Genomic DNA, 20,027 nt, shown 5'->3' with positions numbered 1-20,027 from the left:
CGCAGACACTGACCGCATTCCGCGCCGGTAGTGGGCAGGCTCACCCTGCGGCGCAACCTCGCCAGCTTAGGCGCGGGAGGGTTTCGGGGCAACTTATCCCTGGAAAACCCCGCCGATCATGTCGCTGAACGCGTCCCCGACGGTGAACAGGAAGAGCAGGCTCACCCCGACCAGGAACGCCAGGACAAGCAGCATGGCGACGATCACCTTGACGTTGCTGTTCCGCTGGGTCTCCGGGGCGTCGCGCCACCCTTGGGCCAGGATGTGGCCGGTCAGCGAACCCGAGTTCTCCACCGGGTTGGTCATGATCGGCATCGTCATGTCGGAGGGCGCGTAGTCCGCGAGCCCCCCGTACACGGTGCCCTCCCCACGCTGATGCGGCACGCCCTGTCCGGAACCCGACCCGTACGTCGAGGGGCGCGCGGACGGGCTACCCATGGACGATCCCGCTCCACCGAACGTCTGCCGCGTGCCGGCCGACGCGCCGACCCCGAACGAGGCGGGGGCATGTGAAGACCCCGTGGCCGCGAACGGCATGGTCGCGTCACTCGGACCGTGCAAGCCTCCCTGCACCGCACCCTGCGTCGCTCGTTGAGCCGCGAACGGGGTGGTGGCGTCGTTCTGTGCTGTTCCTTGGGCGGCGAACGGGGTGGTGGCGTCGTTCTGTGTCGTTCCTTGGGCGGCGAACGGGGTGGTGGCGTCGTTCTGTGCTGTTCCTTGGGCGGCGAACGGGGTGGTGGCGTCGTTCCGTGCTGTTCCTTGGGCGGCGAACGGGGTGGTGGCGTCGTTCTGCGTCGTCCCTTGGGCGGCGAACGGCGTGGTGGCGTCGCTCCGCGACAGTTCCTGCGTCGCGAACGGCATCGTCGAGTCGCTCTGCGCGGGCGACGTCGCGTGGCTGCTAGCCGGACCTGAGGTCGGAGGGACGGTGTAGGCCGGCAGGCCGTTCGTCGACGAACCACCGGGATTGACCGGCACGTTCGGCACCGCAATCTTCGCTGCCGGGGCGCTGGACGCTGCCGGGAATGTCGGCGGCGCGGGAAATGGTGTAGGCGGCGGTCCGGGAACCGGCGAGGGGCCGGGGCCCGGCGGCACCGGGTGAGGACTCGGACCCGGCGGCACCGGCGAGGGCCCCGGAGCCGGGGGCACGGGGTCCGGGCCAGGCGTCGGCGGCACAGGGTCTGGATTGGGCCCGGGCGGAACCGGACCCGGCGGAACGGGCGACGGCCCCGGCGAGGGAGCGGGCGACGGTCCCGGAGCGGGCGGCGCCGGCGAGGGAGTCGGGAACGGGACCGGCTCGGGACGGGTGGGCTTCGGCGGCTCGGGCTTGGCGGGCCGCGGCTCCGGAGTCGACGGCTCAGGCAGGTCAGGCTCCGGAGCCGCTGCCTCATCCGTCTCTGAGACCTCTGCGGCCTCAGTAGGCTCGGAGGCCTCCACCGTCGTGGCTTCCTCGGCGTTGGTCTTCTCGACCTTTGCTTTCTCCGCGGTCTCGACGCCTACGCCCGCCTTGATGTCACCAGGCTCGACGTCGCCCGCCTTGGTGCCACCAGGCTCGACGTCGCCCGCCTTGATGTCACCAGGCTTGATATCGCCGGCCCTGACCCCGTCGGCTCCCTCAGCCCCGTCGGCTCCCTCGGCCGCGTCGGCTCCCTCAGCCCCGTCGGCTCCCTCGGCCGCGTCGGCCGCGTCGGCCTTCACGGCTGTCTTGGCCGCCGCGGCGGGAGCTACCTCCGGCGCCTGCACCCGGGTTGCCTCGTCCTTCGCGGCTTCGACGGGCGCGGAGTCGTCGGCCGGCTTCTCCGGAGCGGGATTTTCGGTCGCACGCGTGCCGTAGACCTTGGCCTGACCACCCTTCCGCGCCGCGGCGCCGCGGTCGGCGGGCTCAGCCTGCGCGGAACCCGGCACGCTGGCCCGGGCGGCGTTCGAGCTCGGCGGCACCGACACCGGCCGCGACGAACCGCCGTCCACCGAGGCGGAACCCTGTGAGCGGCCGGACGAGGCAACGGAGGAAGTGCCGGACACGGATGCGGAACCCTTCGAGCTGTTACCTGATACGGATGCGGAACCTTGTGCGCCGGTCCCGCCTGACGCGGCGGTGGATTTGGCGGGGCTGACAGGGAAGAACGCCGAGCGGTTCGAGTGCACGGACGCCCGCCCAGCAGCGCCCCCGCTCACCGGCGCGGAGCTGGGAACAGGCGCGGAGCCGGAGACCGGGGCGGAGCTGGGAACGGACGCGGAGCCGGAGACCGGGGCGGAGCCGCTGACCGGCGCGGAGCTGGGAACGGAGCGGGAGGCGGAAACGGGCGCGGAGGCGGAAACGGGCGCGGAGGCGGAAACGGGCGCGGAGGCGGAAACGGGCGCGGAGGCGGAAACGGGCGCGGAGGCGGGAACCGATGCGGAGCCCGAGGCAGGGACGGGTGCGGATCCGGACACGGGCTTCGCAGCACCGGCCGGGGCGGCCCACAGCGCGCCCGCGGCCGGGGGTGGGGGGAGCTGGTACTCCTGATCTTGCGGCCCGGAGCCGACGGCGGGCGGCTGCGCAGCGGGCGGCCTGATGCCGTCGCTGGCCGGTGTCGCCTGCTGCTCGTCCATGGGTCCTCCCGATCGCCGCCACCCGCGTGCCGACGCCACCTATCGGACGCCGGGCAAGCCGGATGCCGGGCGCTCGTCACTACCGTGCCACATCAGCGCTCGTGAGCACACCCGGCGTCAACCGGTCGCGGTGTAAAGATCGGGTCTGAGCTCAGCCGTTACCGGATTGTTTCGCTTCGGCCGCCCTGGAAGCCGAGGCGGACGGGGTTACCGAGGCGGTGCCGGACGTCGCGGCGCCGGCCGAGGTCGACGCGGCGACAGGCTTGGACGTGCTGGCCGACGTCGTCGGGGACTTCGTCGAGCCTGCGGTGGCCGACGTGCTCGCGGTGGCGGACGTGCCCGCGGAGCCCGACGGCGGCTTGCCTCCCGCGGTCGTGCTCGCGGAGCCCGTCGGGGGCTTGGCTCCCGTGGAGGTGCCCGTCGAGCCTGACGGCGGCTTGGCTCCCGTGGACGTGCCCGCGGAGCCCGACGGCGGGTTGCTGCCTCCCGTGGGCGTCGACGGCCGGCCGGAGGTGGTCGGCGTGCCGGTGGTCGGTGTGCCGGTGCTCGGCGTGCCAGTGGACGGCGTGCCGGTGCTCGGCGTGCCGGTGCTCGGCGTGCCAGTGGACGGCGTGCCAGTGCTCGGGGTCGACGGCCGGCCCGTAGAGGGCTTGCCCGGAGTCGACGGCGTGCCGGGGTCGCTCGGCTTCGTCGGAGGCTTGGTGCCCGGCTTCGGCGTGGGCGAGTGGTCGCTCGGCTTCTCCGGGTCCGGCGCGCCCAGCTTCGGGCCCTCGACCTTGCCCTCGACCGAGCCGTAGATCCGGGTCGCCGCGAAAAGCTGGGTCCAGCGCATGGGGGTGAGCATCACGTCCATGCCGGCGCGCGGGGCTTCTACCATCATGCCCTTGCCGGCGTACATGGCCACGTGGTGGATGCTCGTCCAGCTTGGCGTCGAGTTGAAGAACAGCAGGTCGCCCGGGAGCAGTGAGTAACGGTCCACCGTCTTGTCGCGGGTCTGGAAATACTGGTCCTTCGCCACCCGGGTCAGCGGGAAGTTGCCCGCCGCGTCCGAGCGGTAGGCGTAATACATCAGCCCGGAGCAGTCGAACATGTCCGGGCCTTCCTCGGACCAGACGTACGGGTCGCCGCGCTGAGCCAGCGCGATCTGCAGGGCCGCGATCGCCCGCGGGTCCGCGCCCCGGCCCGCGTTCTCGCCCGCCAGGAAGCCCACCCCGGCCTGGGCGTCCCGCGCGGCCTGGGCGGCCTCGGCCGCCTTGATCTCCTCGGTGTGCTTCTGCTCGAGCTTCTGCTGGGCCGCGGTCTTCTTGTCGAGGACCGCCTTCTTCTTGGTGTGCTCGGCGGTGACCAGGTCGAGCTTCGCCCGCAGGCTTTGCTGCTCGGTTGTCGCCGTCGTGTACGCCGACTGCGCGATGCTCAGATGCCGGCTGGCGGCCTCCTGGGTCGACGACTCGCCACGCTGGATGCGAGCGAGGGCGTCGAGGTCGTTCAGGCCTGAGCCGGCGGTGCCCGGAGGCAACGCGGCCGCGTGGCGTACGGCATTGGCTGCCGCGGCCGCGACCGCCTGCTCGGCTGCCGTCACGGCCGACTGGCCTTGCAGGACCTTCTGGTCCGCGGTCGTGAGCTGGGTGCGGGTGAGACTGAGATCCTCGTCGAGCTTGGCGAGCTCCTCGCCCTTCTTGGCGATCTCGATGCGGCCCGCCTCGATCTTCCTCAGCAGCGGGCTGGTGGCACCGCCGGTGGCGACCGGAAGGGTGGACGCCGGGGTGGTGCTCGCGCTGGTGCCGGGCCGCTGCCCCGGCAGGGTGAGCGAGCCGGTGGCGATCGGGCGGGAACCGGCGTCGGGCACCGCGGCCGGCGCACCCGGAGGCGCCACCGGAACCGCGACGGCAGGGAGCGGGTTGAAGAGGGCGGCGATGACGGTGGCGGTCGCGGCGGAATAAGCGAGCGGGCGCCACCAGGGAAGCACCCCGCGGGCGGCGCGGCGCCGGTTCTGCCTCAACTTCGCCAATGCGCTCCCCGTTCGCGAACGGTCCCCGTCCGGCGACTGCCGTCCCTTAAAGGTCATACCGCAACACCTGCACCGGTGTCGATCCGTCTGAGATGGGAGGACCCTGAGAATCGTAATCCCATTCACGTGAGCTGCGCCGCGGGAGGACCACACGGGCGGAGTTCCCGTCAGGGGTAGGACGTACGCTCGACGCACGCGAACGTGAGAGGGGCCCAGATGGACGTCGGACTGAAGCGCGAGCTGGAGGCCAAGGTCTACGCCGGCGAGCGGCTGACGCGCGAGGACGGCATCGCCCTCTACGAGTCCGACGATCTCGCCTGGCTCGGGCGGCTGGCGCACCACAAGCGCACCGAGATGAACGGCGACCGGGTGATGTTCAACGTCAACCGGCACCTCAACCTCACGAACGTCTGTTCGGCGAGCTGTGCGTATTGCTCCTTTCAGCGCAAACCGGGCGAGAAGGATGCGTACACGATGCGCATCGACGAGGCTGTCCGCAAGGCCAAGGAGATGGAGGACGAGCAGCTCACCGAGTTGCACATCGTCAACGGCCTGCACCCGACGCTGCCCTGGCGCTACTACCCCAAGGTGCTGCGCGAGCTGAAGGCGGCACTGCCCAACGTCAAGCTCAAGTGCTTCACCGCGACTGAGGTGCAGTGGTTCGAGAAGATCAGCGGATTGCCCGCCACCGAGATCCTCGACGAGCTGATGGACGCCGGCCTCGAGTCGCTCACCGGCGGCGGCGCGGAGATCTTCGACTGGGAGGTCCGCCAGCACATCGTCGACCACGCCTGCCACTGGGAGGACTGGTCGCGGATCCACCGGCTGGCACACCAGAAGGGCATGAAGACCCCGGCGACCATGCTGTACGGGCACATCGAGGAGCCGCGGCACCGCGTCGACCACGTGATGCGCCTCCGTGAGCTCCAGGATGAGACGGGCGGGTTCGCGGTCTTCATCCCGCTCCGCTACCAGCACGACTTCGTCGACTCGGCGGACGGCAAGATCCGCAACCGCATCCAGGCGCAGACCACGATGGCGGCGCCGGCCGAGTCCCTGAAGACCTTCGCGGTGTCCCGGCTGATGTTCGACAACGTGCCGCACGTCAAGTGTTTCTGGGTCATGCACGGCCTGTCGGTCGCGCAGCTCTCGCTCAACTTCGGCGTCGACGATCTGGACGGCTCGGTGGTCGAATACAAGATCACGCACGACGCCGACTCCTACGGCACCCCGAACACCATGCACCGCGGCGACCTGCTCGACCTGATCTGGGACGCGGGCTTCCAGCCGGTCGAGCGCAACACCCGGTACGAGGTCGTCCGCGAATACGACAAGCCGACATCGCTGGCCGAGCGGCGCAGCGAGCCGCAGCAGGTCTGGGCGTAACGGCGGCGGGCCCGGCCTGGCCGGGGACCTGATCGAGGAGGTCCCTCGGCGCGGGCCGGGTTGGGTGCGAGCCGGGCCGGGTTGGGTGCGAGCCGGGCCGGGTTGGGTGCGAGCCGGCGCCGGGGCCTGGGGCGGGTGGGTGTGGGCTTCGATGGCTGGTCGGGGGCGCGTACCCTCGTGGTGTCATGGCGGAGACTCAGAGTGCGCGCCGTCCGCGCCGGGATGCGGACGGGCGGTTGGCGACCGTTCAGGACCTGGTGGGTGTGGCGCTGGCCGGGCTGGTGTCCGGACTGGTCGTCCTGCTGATCTTCGAGGGTGTCATGTCGCTGGTGCGGGTCTCCGAGTTCGGGGCCGCCAGCGGGTGGATCGCGCTCGTGCTGCCCGTGTGGCTGTTCACCGAGGAGTTCCGGGCGGCCCGTCACGGGGCGTTCCGGATCGTGGTCACCGCTCTGGGTGCGGGGTTCGGGGTCGCCGTCGGGATGACCCTGGCCGGGCTCGTCGCCCCGATCTTTCCCGCGCTGGTCAGTGGGGCGATCGGCGCCTTCGGTCTCACCGTGGTGTACTGCCTGGTCTGGTTCTACGGCCTGCGGTGGCTTAGCCACCGGGCGGGCTGACAGGAGTTCGTGATGAGTCCCGCCATCAAGTACACGCTCGGCCGTATCGGGCTGTTCGTCGTGGTCTTCGTGATGCTTCTGCCCGTGCCGCTGCACATCCTGGTCAAGGCGATGATCGCGCTGGTCGCCTCGGCGGCCTTCTCCTACTTCCTGCTGGCCAAGTGGCGTAACGAGATGGCCGAGCAACTAGGCGAGGCCGCACAGCGGCGCTCCGCGGAGAAGGCGCGGCTGCGCGCCGCCCTGGCCGGCGACGAGACCGCCGCCGCGGCCGGCGACCGGGCCGCCGCACCGGCGCAGCCCGGCAGGGCCGAAGCCGGCAAGGACGGTCCGGCGCAGACCGTCTGACGCGCCACGCCACGCAGCGGAAACGACGAGGATGAACTACGGGTTTCCGGACGTCATCACGTCGACGTAGGGGGCACATTGACATGGCCGTCAGGTGGCCAGCTCATTGCCAAACGTCGATCCCGGGTGATGCAGTGACGTCAGCCCGAACCCTCTGATACCCCCCGGAGGTCGTTCATGAGACGACGAGTCACCGGCCTGGTCGCGGCGGCTGCCGTCGGCCTTGCCCTGATCGCCGCTTCCGCCGCCACCGCGCCGCCCGCCACCGCGGAGCCGCGTGCCGACAGCTCGGCCCAGTACGAGATCCACGACGTGCGTACGCTCGCCCAGCGCAACACGATCGCCAGCACCGGCGTCGCCATCGACGCGGTGGAGCACGCGGTCGTCGAGGTCACCGCCACGCCCGGCGAGGTCAAGGCGCTACGGGCGCTCGGCTTCACCGTCAGGAAGATCGAGGTTGCCGCGGCGAGCGAGGGGGTGTCCACCCGGGACTTCCCCCAGCAGGACGCCGCGTACCACAACTACGCGGAGATGATCGCCGACGTCAACGCGGTCGTCGCGCGGTATCCGGCCATCGCGAGCAAGCGGGTGATCGGCAAGTCGTACCAGAACCGGGACATCGTCGCCGTGAAGATCTCCGACAACGTCGGCACGGACGAGAGCGAGCCCGAGGTCCTCTACGATGCCAACCACCACGCCCGTGAGCACCTGACCGTGGAGATGGCCCTCTACATCCTGCACCTCTACACGGACAACTATGCGAGCGACTCCCGGGTCCGCGACGTCGTGAACAGCCGGGAGATCTGGGTCATCCCGTCGGTCAACCCGGACGGCGCCGAGTACGACGTCGCCACCGGCAGTTACCGCTCGTGGCGTAAGAACCGGCAACCCAACAGCGGTTCTTCGTACGTGGGCACCGACCTGAACCGCAACTACGCCTACCACTGGGGCTGCTGTCGCGGTTCCTCGGGCAACCCCGCATCGGACACCTACCGCGGTCCCTCGGCGTTCTCGGCGCCCGAGACCCAAGCGATACGGGACTTCGTCAACGGACGCGTGGTGGGCGGCGTCCAGCAGATCAAGGCCGCCATCGACTTCCACTCGTACTCGGAGCTGGTGCTCTGGCCCTTCGGCTACACGACGGCGAACACCACCACCGGCATGAACGCCGACCAGTACAACACCTTCGCCACGCTGGGCCGGCAGATGGCCGCGACGAACGGCTACACGCCCGAACAATCCAGCGACCTTTACATCACCGATGGTGACTCGCTCGACTGGCTCTGGGGTACGCACCGGATCTTCGCGTACACCTTCGAGCTGTACCCGCGGAGTTCCTCCGGCGGCGGCTTCTACCCGCCTGACGAGGTCATCTCCCGCGAGACCAGCCGGAACAGGACCGCGGCGCTGATGATCGCCGAGGTGGCGGACTGCCCGTACAAGGTGATCGGCAAGGAATCCACGTACTGCTGACGGCGCCGGAGACTACCTGTCATGGCTCACCCGCCGTGACAGGTAGTTTTCCGTATCCGGCAGAACGGCCGGTGAGCCTGTGGGATAGCGTCAACCTGACCGCGTAGCAGCGAAGCCGGTGGGATTCCGGCGCTGTCCCGCAACTGTGAAGTCCTGTACCCCGGGCGTAGCCAGGTCGCCTGCACGCTGGTCGCGATTCCGCGCTCTCGCAGGAAGAGCGCTCGCGGGCCGGGCTCCGGCCGGCGAGCCCGGCAGGAGGTTCAGGATGAAACGGCTCATGACCGCCGCGGTCGCGGTGACCGCAATGCTGCTCGGCGGCTGCGGTGGTGGTGGCGACGCGGGCGGGAACGCGCAACCCGCGGCGAGCGCGAGCGGCGCCGCCTTCCCGGTGACGGCGGGCGGGGTGACGCTCGACAAGCGGCCCGAGCGGATCGTGTCGCTGGCACCGACCGCCACGGAGATGCTCTTCGCGATCGACGCCGGTAAGCAGGTCACGGCCGTCGACGACCAGTCGACCTATCCCGCCGAGGCGCCCCGGACCGACCTGTCGGGGTTCAAGCCCAACGCGGAGGCGATCGCGGCCAAGAACCCCGACCTCGTGGTGCTCTCCGACGATCTCAACAAGATCGTGGAGCAGCTCACCAAGCTGAAGATCCCCGTCCTGGTGACACCGGCGGCGAAGACCCTCGACGATTCGTACACCCAGATCGGTCAGCTCGGCGCGCTCACCGGGCATCCGGCGGAGGCGGCCGCGCTGGTCGAGCGGATGCGTACCCAGATCGACAAGATCGTCAAGGGTGTGCCGCCGCGGTCGGCGCCGCTGACGTACTACTACGAGCTCGATCCGACGTACTTCACCGTGACGTCGGAGACCTTCGTCGGCTCGATCTTCGCGCTCTTCGGCCTGAAGAACGTCGCCGACGGCGCCAAGACCGCCTATCCGCAGCTATCGCAGGAGGCGCTGATCGCTGCGGATCCCGACATGGTCTTCCTGGCGGACAGCAAGTGCTGCGCCCAGTCGCCGGAGACCGTGGCGAAGCGCAAGGGCTGGGCCGGGGTGACCGCGGTCAAGAACAAGCAGGTCGTGGCCCTGGACGACGACATCGCGTCGCGCTGGGGACCGCGAGTCGTCGACCTGGTCCAGTCGGTCGCGGACGCGGTGGCCAAGGCTCCGGCGGCGTGACTGTCCGGCCCGCCGGACTGCGGGCCGCCTGGTTCATCGGCGGCGTCGCCGCCGTCGTGGTCGCGCTGGTCGCCGGCGTCGCGGCCGGGCCGATCACCCTGCCACCCGGCGCGGTCGCGACCGAGCTGCTCAATCTCATTCCCGGGGTACGGCTGGACAGCGGCCTGACCGAGCGCGAGGTCGCCATCATCACCGAGCTGCGCCTGCCGCGGGTCGTGCTCGGCCTGCTGGTCGGCGCGCTTCTGGCCCTGGCCGGCGCCGCCTACCAGGGCGTGTTCCGCAATCCGCTCGCCGACCCGCACCTGCTCGGCATCGCGGCGGGTGCCGGGCTGGGCGTCACCGCGGTCATCACCTTGCGGGGCGGCACCGGCGACGTCACCGCCGACCTGCCGGTGGGCGTGCCTCTGGCGGCTTTCGTCGGCGCGATCGTCGCCGTGGTGCTGACCTATCTGCTCGGGGCGGCCGGGGGCCGGACCCGTACACCCGCGACCTTGATCCTTTCCGGTGTGGCGGTCTCCGCATTCCTGGCCGCCGCCCAGACGTTCCTCATGCAGCGGCACACCGAGTCGCTGCGCGAGGTGTACGCGTGGCTGCTCGGCCGGCTGGCCACCGCCGGTTGGCACGACGTGCTCGTCGTCCTGCCGTACGCGGCGGTCACGGGTTTGATCGTGCTGATCCACCGCCGCGAGCTGGACGTGCTGACGGTCGGCGACGAGGAGGCGACGAGCCTGGGTCTGCATCCCCAGCGGAGTCGCTATCTGCTGGTGGTCGCCGCATCGCTCGGCACCGCGGCGGCCGTGTCCGTGTCGGGCCTGATCGGCTTCGTCGGCATGATCGTGCCGCACACGGTGCGGCTGCTCGCCGGCCCGAGCTACCGGTCGATTTTGCCGCTGTCGGTGCTCTACGGCGGTGCCTTCCTCGCGCTGACCGACCTGGTGGCGCGGACCGTGGCGAGCCCGGCCGAGGTTCCGATCGGCGTGGTGACCGCGTTCTTCGGTGCGCCGTTCTTCGCCGTCGTGCTGCGCCGGACGCGCACATGATCGCCGTACGGGACCTGCGGATCCGCCTCGGCGGCGCGCTGATCGTCGACGGCGTCGAGCTCGACGTGGCCGACGGCGAGTGGGTGACGATCATCGGACCGAACGGCGCCGGCAAGTCGACCGTGCTGCGGGCGGTCGGCGGACTCGTCCCGTACGAGGGCTCGATCGCGCTCGGCGACACCGCCCTGGACCGGCTGACCCGCCGGGAGCGGGCCCGGACGCTCGCCACGGTCGCCCAGTCGCCGGTCGTGCCGCCGGCGATGCTGGTCTACGACTACGTGCTGCTCGGCCGCAGCCCCCACATCCCCCCGCTGGGCCGCGAGTCCGCCTCCGACCTGGCCCAGGTCGACGAGGTGCTGGCGGTGCTCGACCTGGAGGCCTTCGCCGGCCGCCGGCTGGAAACCCTCTCCGGCGGCGAGCGACAACGGGTCTTTCTCGCGCGGGCGCTGGCCCAGGAGGCGCGGATTCTGCTGCTGGACGAGCCGACCAGCGCGCTGGACATCGGTCACCAGCAGGAGGTTCTCGAGCTCGTCGACCGGCTGCGGGCCGAGCGCGGCCTGACCGTGCTCGCCACCATGCACGACCTGACGACGGCCGGTGAGTATGCCGACCGCATGGTGCTGCTCTCCGGCGGCCGGGTGGTGGCCAAGGGCACCGCCCGCGAGGTGCTCACCGCGGAGCTGCTGGCCCGGCACTACCGGGTGCGGGTCCGGGTGATCGACGGCGAGCACGGCCCGCTGGTCGTCCCGGTCAGGCGTTGACGTTCCGCGGCGGCAAGAGTCGGTCAGGCGTTGACGTTCCGCGGCGGCAAGAGTCGGTCAGGCGTTGACGCTCTGCAGGATCGAGAACGCCCCGCCCTGAGGATCCTGGAGGAGCGCGCAGCGGCCGATCGGCAGGTCCGTCGGCGCTCGGAGCACCGTGCCGCCGAGCGACCGGGCATACGCCGCAGCGCCGTCGCAGTCGATCACCGCGAAGTGCACCATCCAATGTGGCAGCAGATCGTCGGGGCACGTCTCGTCCATTTCCTTCATGCCCGCGATGGTGGCGCCGTCGAGCTCCCAGGAGAGGTACGGCCGCCCGCCCAGCTCGATCTCCCGGCCCAGCCACCCGAACACCGCCCCGTAGAACGCCGCGGATCCCTCCACATCCCGGGTGGCCAGCTCGTTCCAGGTCAGCGCGCCGGGCACGTCGAAGACGTCGGCGCCCCTCATGGAGCCCGGCTGCCACACGCTGAAGGGCGCGCCGGCCTGGTCGAGGAACGTGGCCATCCGGCCCTGGTACATCACGTCGAAGGGCGCCACCAGCACCTTGCCCCCGGCGGCCTCCACCCGGGCGGCGACCGCGTCGGCGTCGTCGGTGGCGAGGTACATGCTCCACGCCGTCGGCTGCCCCTCGCCGAACAACGGACCGGCGCCGGCGGCGGCGTGGCCGTCGAGCCGGAAGGTGGTGTAGCCGCCGTACTCCTCACCGGACACGTCGGCCTCCCAGCCGAACAACTCCGCGTAGAAGCGGGTCGCGTCCGGCAGGTCCGCTGTTCCCAGGTCGACCCAGGTCGGCACACCGGGCGGCGGATGGGGCATGACCTTCTCCTCGTGTGTCACGGCAGACGGCACATCGATCGTCGCACCGCTCTGCGAGTGGGCCGGTCATGAGTCGGAAGTCCAACTGAACCGCCGGCGGGTGGCCCACGACGCAATCCTGCTCCTACCCGGGTCGAACCCTTCAGCCAGGCGCACGTACGTCGCCCGTCGGTGGTTCAATGGCCGCTTCGTGTGAGCGGAGAACAGCGGGGAGCGTTCAAGTGCCACGGCCGGAGCGCGACTGGACACCGCTGGTGGGACGATCGAGCGCTTTGCGGCCGGGCTGCCGTGCGGCGGCGATCGGGCGGTGTGGGAGCAGCGGTGGCGGCCTCCGCCACCGACCTCGACGGCGATCCGGAACTCGACGCCGGCGCTGTCGCGGGCCGACGACGGATCCGCCATCGGCACGGCGACCGCAGTCAGTGCGGTCACCGCCCCGGTGCGCGCCACGCAAGTTGCGGCCACGGACGGCATTGACATGTTCATCAGCGCGCAGTGCCCGGACGACCTCGGCCAGGACCGGCCCTCCGGCCATCCCGACGCCTGGACCTGCATCTACCGGGCCGCCTCCGGGAAGAAGCCCGTGGTGCTGACCAAGGCGCCACCGCTGACCCAGAACCTCTCCTACTCCCGGTTCTCCGGCCGGTTGTGGGGTCTCAACGAGCGGATCAACACGACCCAGGGCGTCCGGACGGTGTTCTCGATCAAGGTGCCGGCCGCCGCGAGGCGCTAGACGGTCAGCGGCTCCGGCAACGGGGCCGAGTGGACCACCGAGAGCCGGGACACCGCGCGGGTCAGCACCACGTAAAGCCGGTGCAGGCCCCGCGGCTCCGCGGCGACGATCTCCGCGGGCTCGACGACGATCACGTGGTCGTACTCGAGGCCCTTGACGATCGTGGCCGGCACGACCGTGACGCGCGCCTCGGAGTCGACGTCGCCGGGCGTCGCGGCCGTCAGCCCCGCCGCGTCGAGGTGGCCGCGCAGCCGGTCCACCGCGGCGTCCGCCGCGATGACCGCGACCGAGCCCTCGTGCTCCAGCGCCGCGGTCACCTCGACCAGCGTCGCGGCGTCCAGTTCGGCGGGGTCGGCGAGACCCACGACGGTGAGGTCGCCGTCGCGACGCAGCGACACAGCCTCCGGTACGTCCACACCCAGCGCCGGGAGCAACCGGTTGGCAAGGGCCACCACCGCCGCGGGTACGCGGAAGCCGACCGTCAGCGGCACCACGGTGGCGTCCGGCTTGCCCAGATGCGTCAGCGTGTCCTGCCACTGGGCGGCCGCCCACGGCGCGGTGCCCTGGGCGAGGTCGCCGAGCAGCGTGATGGAGCCGTGCTCGCTGCGCCGCGCGATGGCGCGGGCCTGCATGGGTGAGAGGTCCTGCGCCTCGTCGACCACCACGTGCCCGAAGCTCGCCTCGCGCTCCAGCAGGCCCGCGGCCTCGTCGAGCAGCAGCAGGTCGGCGGCGCTGAACCGGGCCGACTTCGGGGTCTTGGGCGCCTTCGGCCACAGCAGCGCGGCCTGCTCGTCGGCGGTGAGGATGCCCTCGGCGGCGGACGCCAGCAGCGCCGCGTCGGTGAGCAGCGCGACGACCAGCGCCTCCGGGGTGACCGCGGGCCAGGACGCGTCGAGGAAGTCGCGGACCGGCGCCACCTTCGCCATCCTGCGCAGCCAGCCCTCGCCCGGCGAGTTGCCGGTGCGGTATTCCGACTGCCGCTGCAGCAGCCCGACGACACGGGCGCGGACCCGCTCGCGTCCCACCGCGTACGGCAGGTCCTCGCGCCGCGCCTCGTCGACGATGCGGCGCAGCGGCTCGGCGTCGATCCGCCACCGGTACGAGCCGTCCGACACCATGATCGGCTCGGTGGGCTTGGCCAGCCTGCTCCACAGCGCCCGGCGCAACACCTCGGCGAGGCGTACGTCGTGCTTCAGCAGGGTGGCCGCGTCACTGTCGGAACCCTTCACGGGTACGCGCGCCACCAGATCGTCCACGGTGGACTGCTGCACCTCGACCTCGCCCAATGCCGGCAGCACGGCCGAAATGTACGAGAGGAACGCGGCGTTCGGGCCGACGATCAGCACCCCGGAGCGCCGTAGCCGTTCGCGGTGCACGTACAGAAGGTAGGCGGCCCGGTGCAGCCCGACCGCCGTCTTGCCGGTGCCCGGAGCGCCCTGGACGCAGATCGAGTCCTCCAGGTCCGCCCGGACCAGCTCGTCCTGCTCGGGCTGGATGGTGGCGACGATGTCGCGCATCGGCCCGACGCGCGGCCGCTCGATCTCGGCGGTCAGGATCCGGCTGCTGGTGCCGAGCTCCTCACCGCGGTCGAGGTGCTCGTCCTCGAAGCTGGTCAGCTCACCCTTGACGAACCCGAACCGGCGGCGCGTCGACACCCCCCGCGGATCGCGCACGCTGGCCCGGTAGAACGACTGCGACAGCGGGGCCCGCCAGTCGAGCACCATGGGCTCCCCGGCGTCGTCGGTGACGTGTCGGCGCCCGATGTGGTACGCGGCGTCCTGGACGTCGAGTTTGCCGAAGAACAGCGGAGTGGTCGGATCGTCGGCAAGCTCGGCGACCCGGCGGGACAGGGCGCGCCCGAGCGTCTCTGCGGCGAACGAATCGCCGGCGACGTCGGCGGAGGAGGAGAAGAGCGACTCGGCCCGGCCGCGCATCCGGCTCAGGGCGTCCCGGGAAGCGGCGAGATGCCGCCGCTCCGCGGCCAGGTCGTCGTCGAGGTCGGCGTGGGCAGGCAGCGTCATCCGAGGAACCTTCCGGCGTCGGTGTTTGTGGTTCGGCTGACCTGGGCCGCCCGGCGCTCCGTCAGGGTGCGGTGTCGGCAGTGCCCGGTTGAGAACGCGCGCGGTCCCCGCGGGCGGCCCACCAGAGTACGCCCCGCCTTCCGTACCGACGACCGAATTAGCGATCCGGAGGTGAGATAGCTCCCTCTGGGCCGCGGGAGGCGTCTCGTCTCGTGCGTGCCGGAGATAGCGTCGGAGCATGAGTGACGACGCAGTGCGGCGCCCCCGGGTCGGGCATATCCAGTTTCTCAACTGCCTGCCCATCTACTGGGGTCTGATGCGTTCCGGCGCGCTGCTCGACGTCGACCTGCATAAGGACACCCCGGACCGGCTCAACGCCGCGCTCGTCGCCGGTGATCTCGACATCGGCCCGATCTCGCTCGTGGAATACCTGCGGCACGCCGACGAGCTGCTGCTGCTGCCCGATCTCGCGGTCGGCAGCGACGGCCCGGTGCTCTCCGTGCACCTCGTCTCGACCCGGCCCCTCGCCGAGCTGGACGGCCGTCCGGTCGCGCTCGGCTCGACGTCGCGCACCGGGGTCCTGCTGGCCCAGATGCTGCTCGCCGACCGGTACGGCGCGGATCCCGAGTACTTCCGTTGCCCGCCGGAGCTCAACGAGATGTTGCTGGAGGCCGACGCCGCCGTACTCATCGGTGACCCGGCCCTGCGTGCCCTCTATGAGGCGCCCGCGCTGGGGCTCGAGGTCACCGATCTGGCCCAGGCCTGGAAGGAGTGGACGGGCCTGCCGATGGTCTTCGCGGTCTGGGCGGTCCGCAAGGAGTTCGCCGCCGCGCATCCGGGTGTGGTCAAGGAAGTGCACGAGGCGTTCCTGCGCTCCCGCGACCTCTGCCTCGACGAGCTGGACGCCGTCGCGGAGGCGGCCGCCCGCTGGGAGCCGTTCGACGCCGCCACCCTCGCCACTTACTTCCGGGCGCTCGACTTCTCTCTGGGAGAGCGGCAGATCGCGGGGGTTCGCGAGTTCGCCCGCCGTGCCGCCGAGCGGGGCGAGGCGCCTCCGTTGACGGCCGACGGGCCGATCTTCGCCGAGGTGTAGGGCGTCACCGTGGACCGCCATCGAGGTGTGGGGCGTCACCGGGAGACCGCTACCGAGGTGTGGGGCTTCACCGGGGAACCGCTACCGAGGTGTGGGCGTCACCGGGGGACCACCACCGAGGCGTCGACGTCGACGACGCGTGCCAGCCCGGCCTGCGCCATCGTGTCCGCGAGGTTCTCGCGGCAGGCGTCCAGCAGGTCCCGGACGCCCTCGGCGCCGCCGGTGGCGAGCGCCCACAGCACCGGGCGGCCCAGCAGGACGGCTCGCGCGCCCAGCGCCAGCGCCGTCAGCACGTCGGCGCCGGTCCGGATGCCGCCGTCGACCAGGACCGGAACCCGGGCGCCGACCGCCTCGACGACCGGACCCAGGGCGCGCGCCGAGGCGACGACCCGATCGAGCTGACGCCCGCCGTGGTTGGACACGATCACCCCGGCCGCGCCGGCCGCCACGCAGGCGAGCGCGTCCTCCGGCCGCAACACCCCTTTGACGAGTACGGGCAGACCGGAGATCTCCGCCAGCCAGCCGACGGCATCCGGGCCGAGCGCCGGATCCTGCCGCCGCTCGAGCGGCCGGTTGCCCGGTGCGGCGGCGCCGGCCTCCGGCACCGCGGACCGGTGGACGTACGGCGCGTCGGCGGTGAGCACGACGGCCCGCGCCCCACGGGCGGCGGCGTCGCGCACCTGCGCCTCGGTCAGCGACCGGTCCCGGAGCACGTACGCCTGGAACCACCACCGGTCCGACTCGATGGGCAGCCCGGCCCGGGCCGAGTGCACCAGCAACGACCCGGCGGCGGCGACGCCTCGGGCGGTCGCCGCCTCGCCCTCGGGATGCGCGAGCGTGTGGAGCGCCGTGGGCCCGGCGAGGATGGGCGCGGCGACGGTCGTGCCGAACAGCGTGATCTCGGTGCTGATCCGCGAGACGTCCTGGAAGAGGCGGGGCAGGAGCCGCCAGTCGCGCCACGCGGCGGTGGCCTCGTCGCGGCTGATGCCCGCGCCGGCGCCGCCGCGGTAGTACTCGAACACGGCCGGCGGCAGGACGGCCCGCGCTCGCTCCTCCAGGTCCATTCCAGGATCAGTCCAGGATCTCGTCGAGGGCGGCGACGTCCTCCACGGTGAGCTGCCAGGCGCCGGCCGCGGCGTTCGCGCGCACCTGCTCGGGCGTGGTCGCGCCGGCGATCACGCTGGTCACCGCCGGACGCGCGGCGAGGCCCGCGATGGCCACGTCGAGCAGGGAGCGGTCGCGCTCCTTCCCGTACGCCGTCAGCGCCTCGATCGTGTCCCAGTCGGCGCCGTCGAGCCACCGCCGGTAGCGCTCGAGGGAGAGTCGCGTGCCCTCCGGAGGCTGCTGTCCCCGCTGGTACTTGCCGCTGAGCAGGCCGCTGTCGAGTGGGAAGAACGGCAGCAACCCGAGTCCGAACTGTTCGCAGGCGGGCACGACCTCGGTCTCCACCTCCCGGTGCAGAAGGCTGTACTGGTTCTGCGCGCTGACGAAGGGCGTCCAGCCGGCGGTCCGCGCGGTCCAGTCGGCGTCGGCGATCTGCCAGCCGGCGAAGTTCGAGTTGCCCAGGTAGCGCACCTTGCCACCGCGTACCAGGTCGTCGAGCGCCGACAGCGTCTCGTCGATCGGGGTGGCCTCGTCGGGCTCGTGCAACTGATAGAGATCGATGTAGTCGGTGCCGAGCCGGCGCAGCGACGCCTCGACCGCCCGCACGATGTACCGCCGTGAGGCCCGGGCACCCCAGTCGTTGCCGTTGATGCCCTCCATGTCCATGCCGAACTTGGTGGCGAGCACGATCTCGTCCCGGCGCCCCTTGAGCGCCGCGCCGAGGCACTCCTCGGAACTGCCGTGCGGGGTGCCGTAGATGTCGGCGGTGTCGAAGAGGGTGATCCCGGCGTCGAAGGCCGCGTCGACGACGGCCCGGGTTCCGTCCAGGTCGAGCTTCCGGCCGAAATTGTTACAGCCGATGCCGACGACGGAGACGACGAGCCCGGACGTGCCGAGGCGGCGGTAGCTCATCTCGCTCATGCCCCGACCCTATGTCGCGGCTTGCGGGCACCATCCGCCGCGGGCTTCTTCGAACCGCCTGTTACATCATCGGTTATCTATTGACATGAGATGTTAACTATTTGATGCTGTGAGAGCGCTCTCTAGAAGCGCGGATCACCGCTTATCCCCGCCACCGGCGCCCCCCTCCGCCATCCCGCCACCCCGCCACCCCGCCATACCCGCCACCCGCGCCACCCCGCCATACCCGCCATCCCCGCATCGTCTCCGCTTCGTCCCCGAGGAGTTACCGTGCGTATCAAGAGAAAGCTGTCGCAGGCGCTCGCCGCGCTGGTCATAGCCGTGCCGGCGGCCGTCTCGGCCGCCGCACCGGCCCATGCCGTCGGCCCCGCCCTGCTGCCCGTCACCGTTACGAACAACACCGGCCGCGGCGAGGCCGTCCACCTGTACGTCATCGGCATCAACCTGAACACCAACCGCCTCGGGTACGTCACCAAGAGCGGCGCCTTCACTCCCTGGCCGGCCGGAAGCATTCCGCCGTCGCCGGCACCGGACGCCTCCATCGCCGGGCCCGGCAACGGGGGCGCGACGACGCTCCAATTCCCGCGCGGCTTCTCGGGGCGCGTCTACTTCTCCCTCGGCGAGAGGCTGAAGTTCTTCCTGACCCCGGACGGCCTGGTCCAACCGGCGCCGTGGGCCGCCGGCGACCCGAACCGGAACATTCTGTTCGACTGGAGCGAGTTCACCTACAACGACGCCGGGCTCTGGTTGAACAGCTCCCAGGTGGACATGTTCGCCGTACCGCACGCGGTGACCGTGACCGGCGCCAACGGCGTGACGGCGAAGACGGGCGAGCCGGTGAACAACGGCCGGAACGCCGTGATCAACGGCATCAAGGCGCAGCCGGGCTGGGGAAACACCGTGTACACCCGTCCCGACGGCACCGTCCTGCGCGTCCTGGCGCCGGGCAAGGCCGCGCAGGCGGGGTTGATGAGCGCCAACTACCTCGACTCGTACATCGCGTCGGCATGGAACGCGTACACCGGCAAGACGCTGACGGTCGTGCCGTTCGCGGACCAGCCGAACACGAGATACTTCGGGCGTACGTCCGGGAACGTCATGAACTTCACCAACTCGGCGGGACAGCGAGTGGCGTCGTTCAACAGGCCGTCGACGGCGTCGGTCTGGGGCTGCGACGGCGACCTGCCGGCCCCGAACGACCTGGTGGTGGGGCCGATCTCCCGCACTCTGTGCGCCGCGCTCAACCGCGGCACCCTGGGCACGATCGACACCCAACCGAGCACGAACGCCGCGCAGTTCTACCAGAACAGCCCGACGAACCAGTACGCGAAGATAATCCACCAGCACATGGCGGACGGTAAGGCGTACGCGTTCGCCTTCGACGACGTCGGCGCCTTCGAATCGCTGGTGCACAACGGCGATCCCCGCGCGGCCGGCCTGATCCTCACCCCGTTCGGCGCGGGCGGTCCCAACCCGCCCCCGCCGCCCGGCGCGGTTCCGGTGGTCAGCGACTGGCACGGCAAGTGCATCGACGTGCCCAGCGGAACCTTCGTCGACAGCGCACCGCTGCAGGGCTGGACCTGCAACGGATCCGGCGCTCAGAAGTGGACCTTCACCAACGGCACCCTCCAGGCCGGCGGCAAGTGCATGGACGTGGCGGCCGGGTCGACCGCGAACGGCGCGGCCGTGCAGCTCTACACCTGCAACGGCACGGGGGCCCAGCAGTTCGTCCTGTCGGCGGCGGGCGACCTGGTCAACCCGCAGGCGAACAAGTGCGTCGACATCAAGGACTGGAACTCCGGCGACGGAGCTCGCCTACAACTGTGGGAGTGCGCCGGCACGGCGAATCAGAAGTGGCACAAGGGCTGACAAGGAATCTCATCGATGGGCCCGCGTCGTGACGCGGGCCCATCGCTGGCGAAGAGCTTGCTATCGCG

The 20,027-nt window shown here is 71.2% G+C and carries 16 protein-coding genes, 1 pseudogene and 1 riboswitch; of the genes and pseudogenes, 11 read left to right on the top strand and 6 right to left on the bottom strand.

What is annotated here, in order from left to right; genetic code table 11:
• Nucleotides 1-93: 93 nt before the first annotated feature.
• A complete protein-coding gene (locus tag EDD30_RS17905) occupies nucleotides 94-975 on the bottom strand; it encodes a hypothetical protein (RefSeq protein ID WP_143162573.1) in 882 nt (293 codons plus the stop codon).
• A 1,117-nt stretch (nucleotides 976-2,092) separates the two neighbouring features.
• Between EDD30_RS17905 and EDD30_RS17900 the strand changes: the two genes are divergently transcribed.
• On the top strand, nucleotides 2,093-2,503 hold the full coding sequence (locus EDD30_RS17900) for a hypothetical protein (RefSeq protein WP_071803599.1): 411 nt from the start codon (nucleotides 2,093-2,095) through the stop codon (nucleotides 2,501-2,503).
• A 237-nt stretch (nucleotides 2,504-2,740) separates the two neighbouring features.
• Here the strand turns inward: EDD30_RS17900 and EDD30_RS17895 are convergent, their stop codons facing one another.
• Nucleotides 2,741-4,597 (bottom strand): C40 family peptidase, encoded by a 1,857-nt coding sequence (locus EDD30_RS17895; protein ID WP_071803598.1) that lies wholly within the window; start codon nucleotides 4,595-4,597, stop codon nucleotides 2,741-2,743.
• 216 nt (nucleotides 4,598-4,813) lie between these two features.
• Between EDD30_RS17895 and mqnE the strand changes: the two genes are divergently transcribed.
• The 7 genes and pseudogenes from mqnE (at nucleotide 4,814) to EDD30_RS17860 (ending at nucleotide 11,399) form a co-directional block, all read left to right on the top strand.
• Nucleotides 4,814-5,983, top strand: coding sequence for an aminofutalosine synthase MqnE (mqnE, locus tag EDD30_RS17890; RefSeq protein WP_071803597.1), 1,170 nt, complete (start codon nucleotides 4,814-4,816; stop codon nucleotides 5,981-5,983).
• A gap of 185 nt (nucleotides 5,984-6,168) precedes the next feature.
• On the top strand, nucleotides 6,169-6,597 hold the full coding sequence (locus EDD30_RS17885; protein ID WP_071803596.1) for a hypothetical protein: 429 nt from the start codon (nucleotides 6,169-6,171) through the stop codon (nucleotides 6,595-6,597).
• 12 nt (nucleotides 6,598-6,609) lie between these two features.
• Entirely contained in the window at nucleotides 6,610-6,942 is a 333-nt protein-coding gene (locus EDD30_RS17880; protein ID WP_071803595.1) for a DUF4229 domain-containing protein, read from the top strand.
• Between the two features lie 177 nt (nucleotides 6,943-7,119).
• Nucleotides 7,120-8,412, top strand: a pseudogene (locus EDD30_RS17875) (M14 family metallopeptidase); the annotation flags it as partial.
• 63 nt (nucleotides 8,413-8,475) lie between these two features.
• A riboswitch (cobalamin riboswitch) is annotated at nucleotides 8,476-8,616 on the top strand.
• A gap of 64 nt (nucleotides 8,617-8,680) precedes the next feature.
• The gene (locus EDD30_RS17870; protein WP_071803593.1) at nucleotides 8,681-9,598 is read left to right on the top strand and encodes an ABC transporter substrate-binding protein; all 918 of its coding nucleotides are present in this window, start codon (nucleotides 8,681-8,683) and stop codon (nucleotides 9,596-9,598) included.
• The gene (locus tag EDD30_RS17865; protein WP_071803592.1) at nucleotides 9,595-10,638 is read left to right on the top strand and encodes a FecCD family ABC transporter permease; all 1,044 of its coding nucleotides are present in this window, start codon (nucleotides 9,595-9,597) and stop codon (nucleotides 10,636-10,638) included. Before EDD30_RS17870 ends, EDD30_RS17865 begins: the two co-directional genes overlap by 4 nt.
• Nucleotides 10,635-11,399 carry an ABC transporter ATP-binding protein gene (locus tag EDD30_RS17860; RefSeq protein ID WP_071803591.1) on the top strand — a complete coding sequence of 255 codons (765 nt, stop codon included), beginning with the start codon at nucleotides 10,635-10,637 and terminating at the stop codon, nucleotides 11,397-11,399. Before EDD30_RS17865 ends, EDD30_RS17860 begins: the two co-directional genes overlap by 4 nt.
• A gap of 57 nt (nucleotides 11,400-11,456) precedes the next feature.
• Here EDD30_RS17860 and EDD30_RS17855 read toward each other — a convergent pair whose 3' ends face one another.
• On the bottom strand, nucleotides 11,457-12,218 hold the full coding sequence (locus tag EDD30_RS17855; RefSeq protein ID WP_071803629.1) for a VOC family protein: 762 nt from the start codon (nucleotides 12,216-12,218) through the stop codon (nucleotides 11,457-11,459).
• A gap of 307 nt (nucleotides 12,219-12,525) precedes the next feature.
• On the opposite strand from EDD30_RS17855, the gene EDD30_RS17850 reads away from it, so the two are divergent.
• The gene (locus tag EDD30_RS17850) at nucleotides 12,526-12,951 is read left to right on the top strand and encodes a hypothetical protein (RefSeq protein WP_071803590.1); all 426 of its coding nucleotides are present in this window, start codon (nucleotides 12,526-12,528) and stop codon (nucleotides 12,949-12,951) included.
• On the opposite strand, the gene EDD30_RS17845 is transcribed toward EDD30_RS17850, so the two are convergent.
• The gene (locus EDD30_RS17845) at nucleotides 12,948-14,972 is read right to left on the bottom strand and encodes a HelD family protein (RefSeq protein ID WP_071803589.1); all 2,025 of its coding nucleotides are present in this window, start codon (nucleotides 14,970-14,972) and stop codon (nucleotides 12,948-12,950) included. The genes EDD30_RS17850 and EDD30_RS17845 overlap by 4 nt on opposite strands.
• A gap of 238 nt (nucleotides 14,973-15,210) precedes the next feature.
• On the opposite strand from EDD30_RS17845, the gene EDD30_RS17840 reads away from it, so the two are divergent.
• Nucleotides 15,211-16,065 carry a menaquinone biosynthetic enzyme MqnA/MqnD family protein gene (locus EDD30_RS17840; protein ID WP_071803588.1) on the top strand — a complete coding sequence of 285 codons (855 nt, stop codon included), beginning with the start codon at nucleotides 15,211-15,213 and terminating at the stop codon, nucleotides 16,063-16,065.
• A 98-nt stretch (nucleotides 16,066-16,163) separates the two neighbouring features.
• On the opposite strand, the gene EDD30_RS17835 is transcribed toward EDD30_RS17840, so the two are convergent.
• Together EDD30_RS17835 and EDD30_RS17830 are read right to left on the bottom strand one after the other, a co-directional pair.
• On the bottom strand, nucleotides 16,164-17,129 hold the full coding sequence (locus tag EDD30_RS17835) for an alpha-hydroxy-acid oxidizing protein (RefSeq protein ID WP_123678342.1): 966 nt from the start codon (nucleotides 17,127-17,129) through the stop codon (nucleotides 16,164-16,166).
• 7 nt (nucleotides 17,130-17,136) lie between these two features.
• Entirely contained in the window at nucleotides 17,137-18,081 is a 945-nt protein-coding gene (locus EDD30_RS17830; RefSeq protein ID WP_071808084.1) for an aldo/keto reductase, read from the bottom strand.
• 279 nt (nucleotides 18,082-18,360) lie between these two features.
• On the opposite strand from EDD30_RS17830, the gene EDD30_RS17825 reads away from it, so the two are divergent.
• Nucleotides 18,361-19,959, top strand: coding sequence for a glycoside hydrolase family 64 protein (locus EDD30_RS17825; RefSeq protein WP_071807331.1), 1,599 nt, complete (start codon nucleotides 18,361-18,363; stop codon nucleotides 19,957-19,959).
• The last annotated feature ends 68 nt before the right edge of the window (nucleotides 19,960-20,027 follow it).

This window comes from Couchioplanes caeruleus (genome assembly GCF_003751945.1).
GTDB lineage: Bacteria > Actinomycetota > Actinomycetes > Mycobacteriales > Micromonosporaceae > Actinoplanes > Actinoplanes caeruleus.
This window is presented reverse-complemented; position numbering and strand designations above follow the sequence as displayed.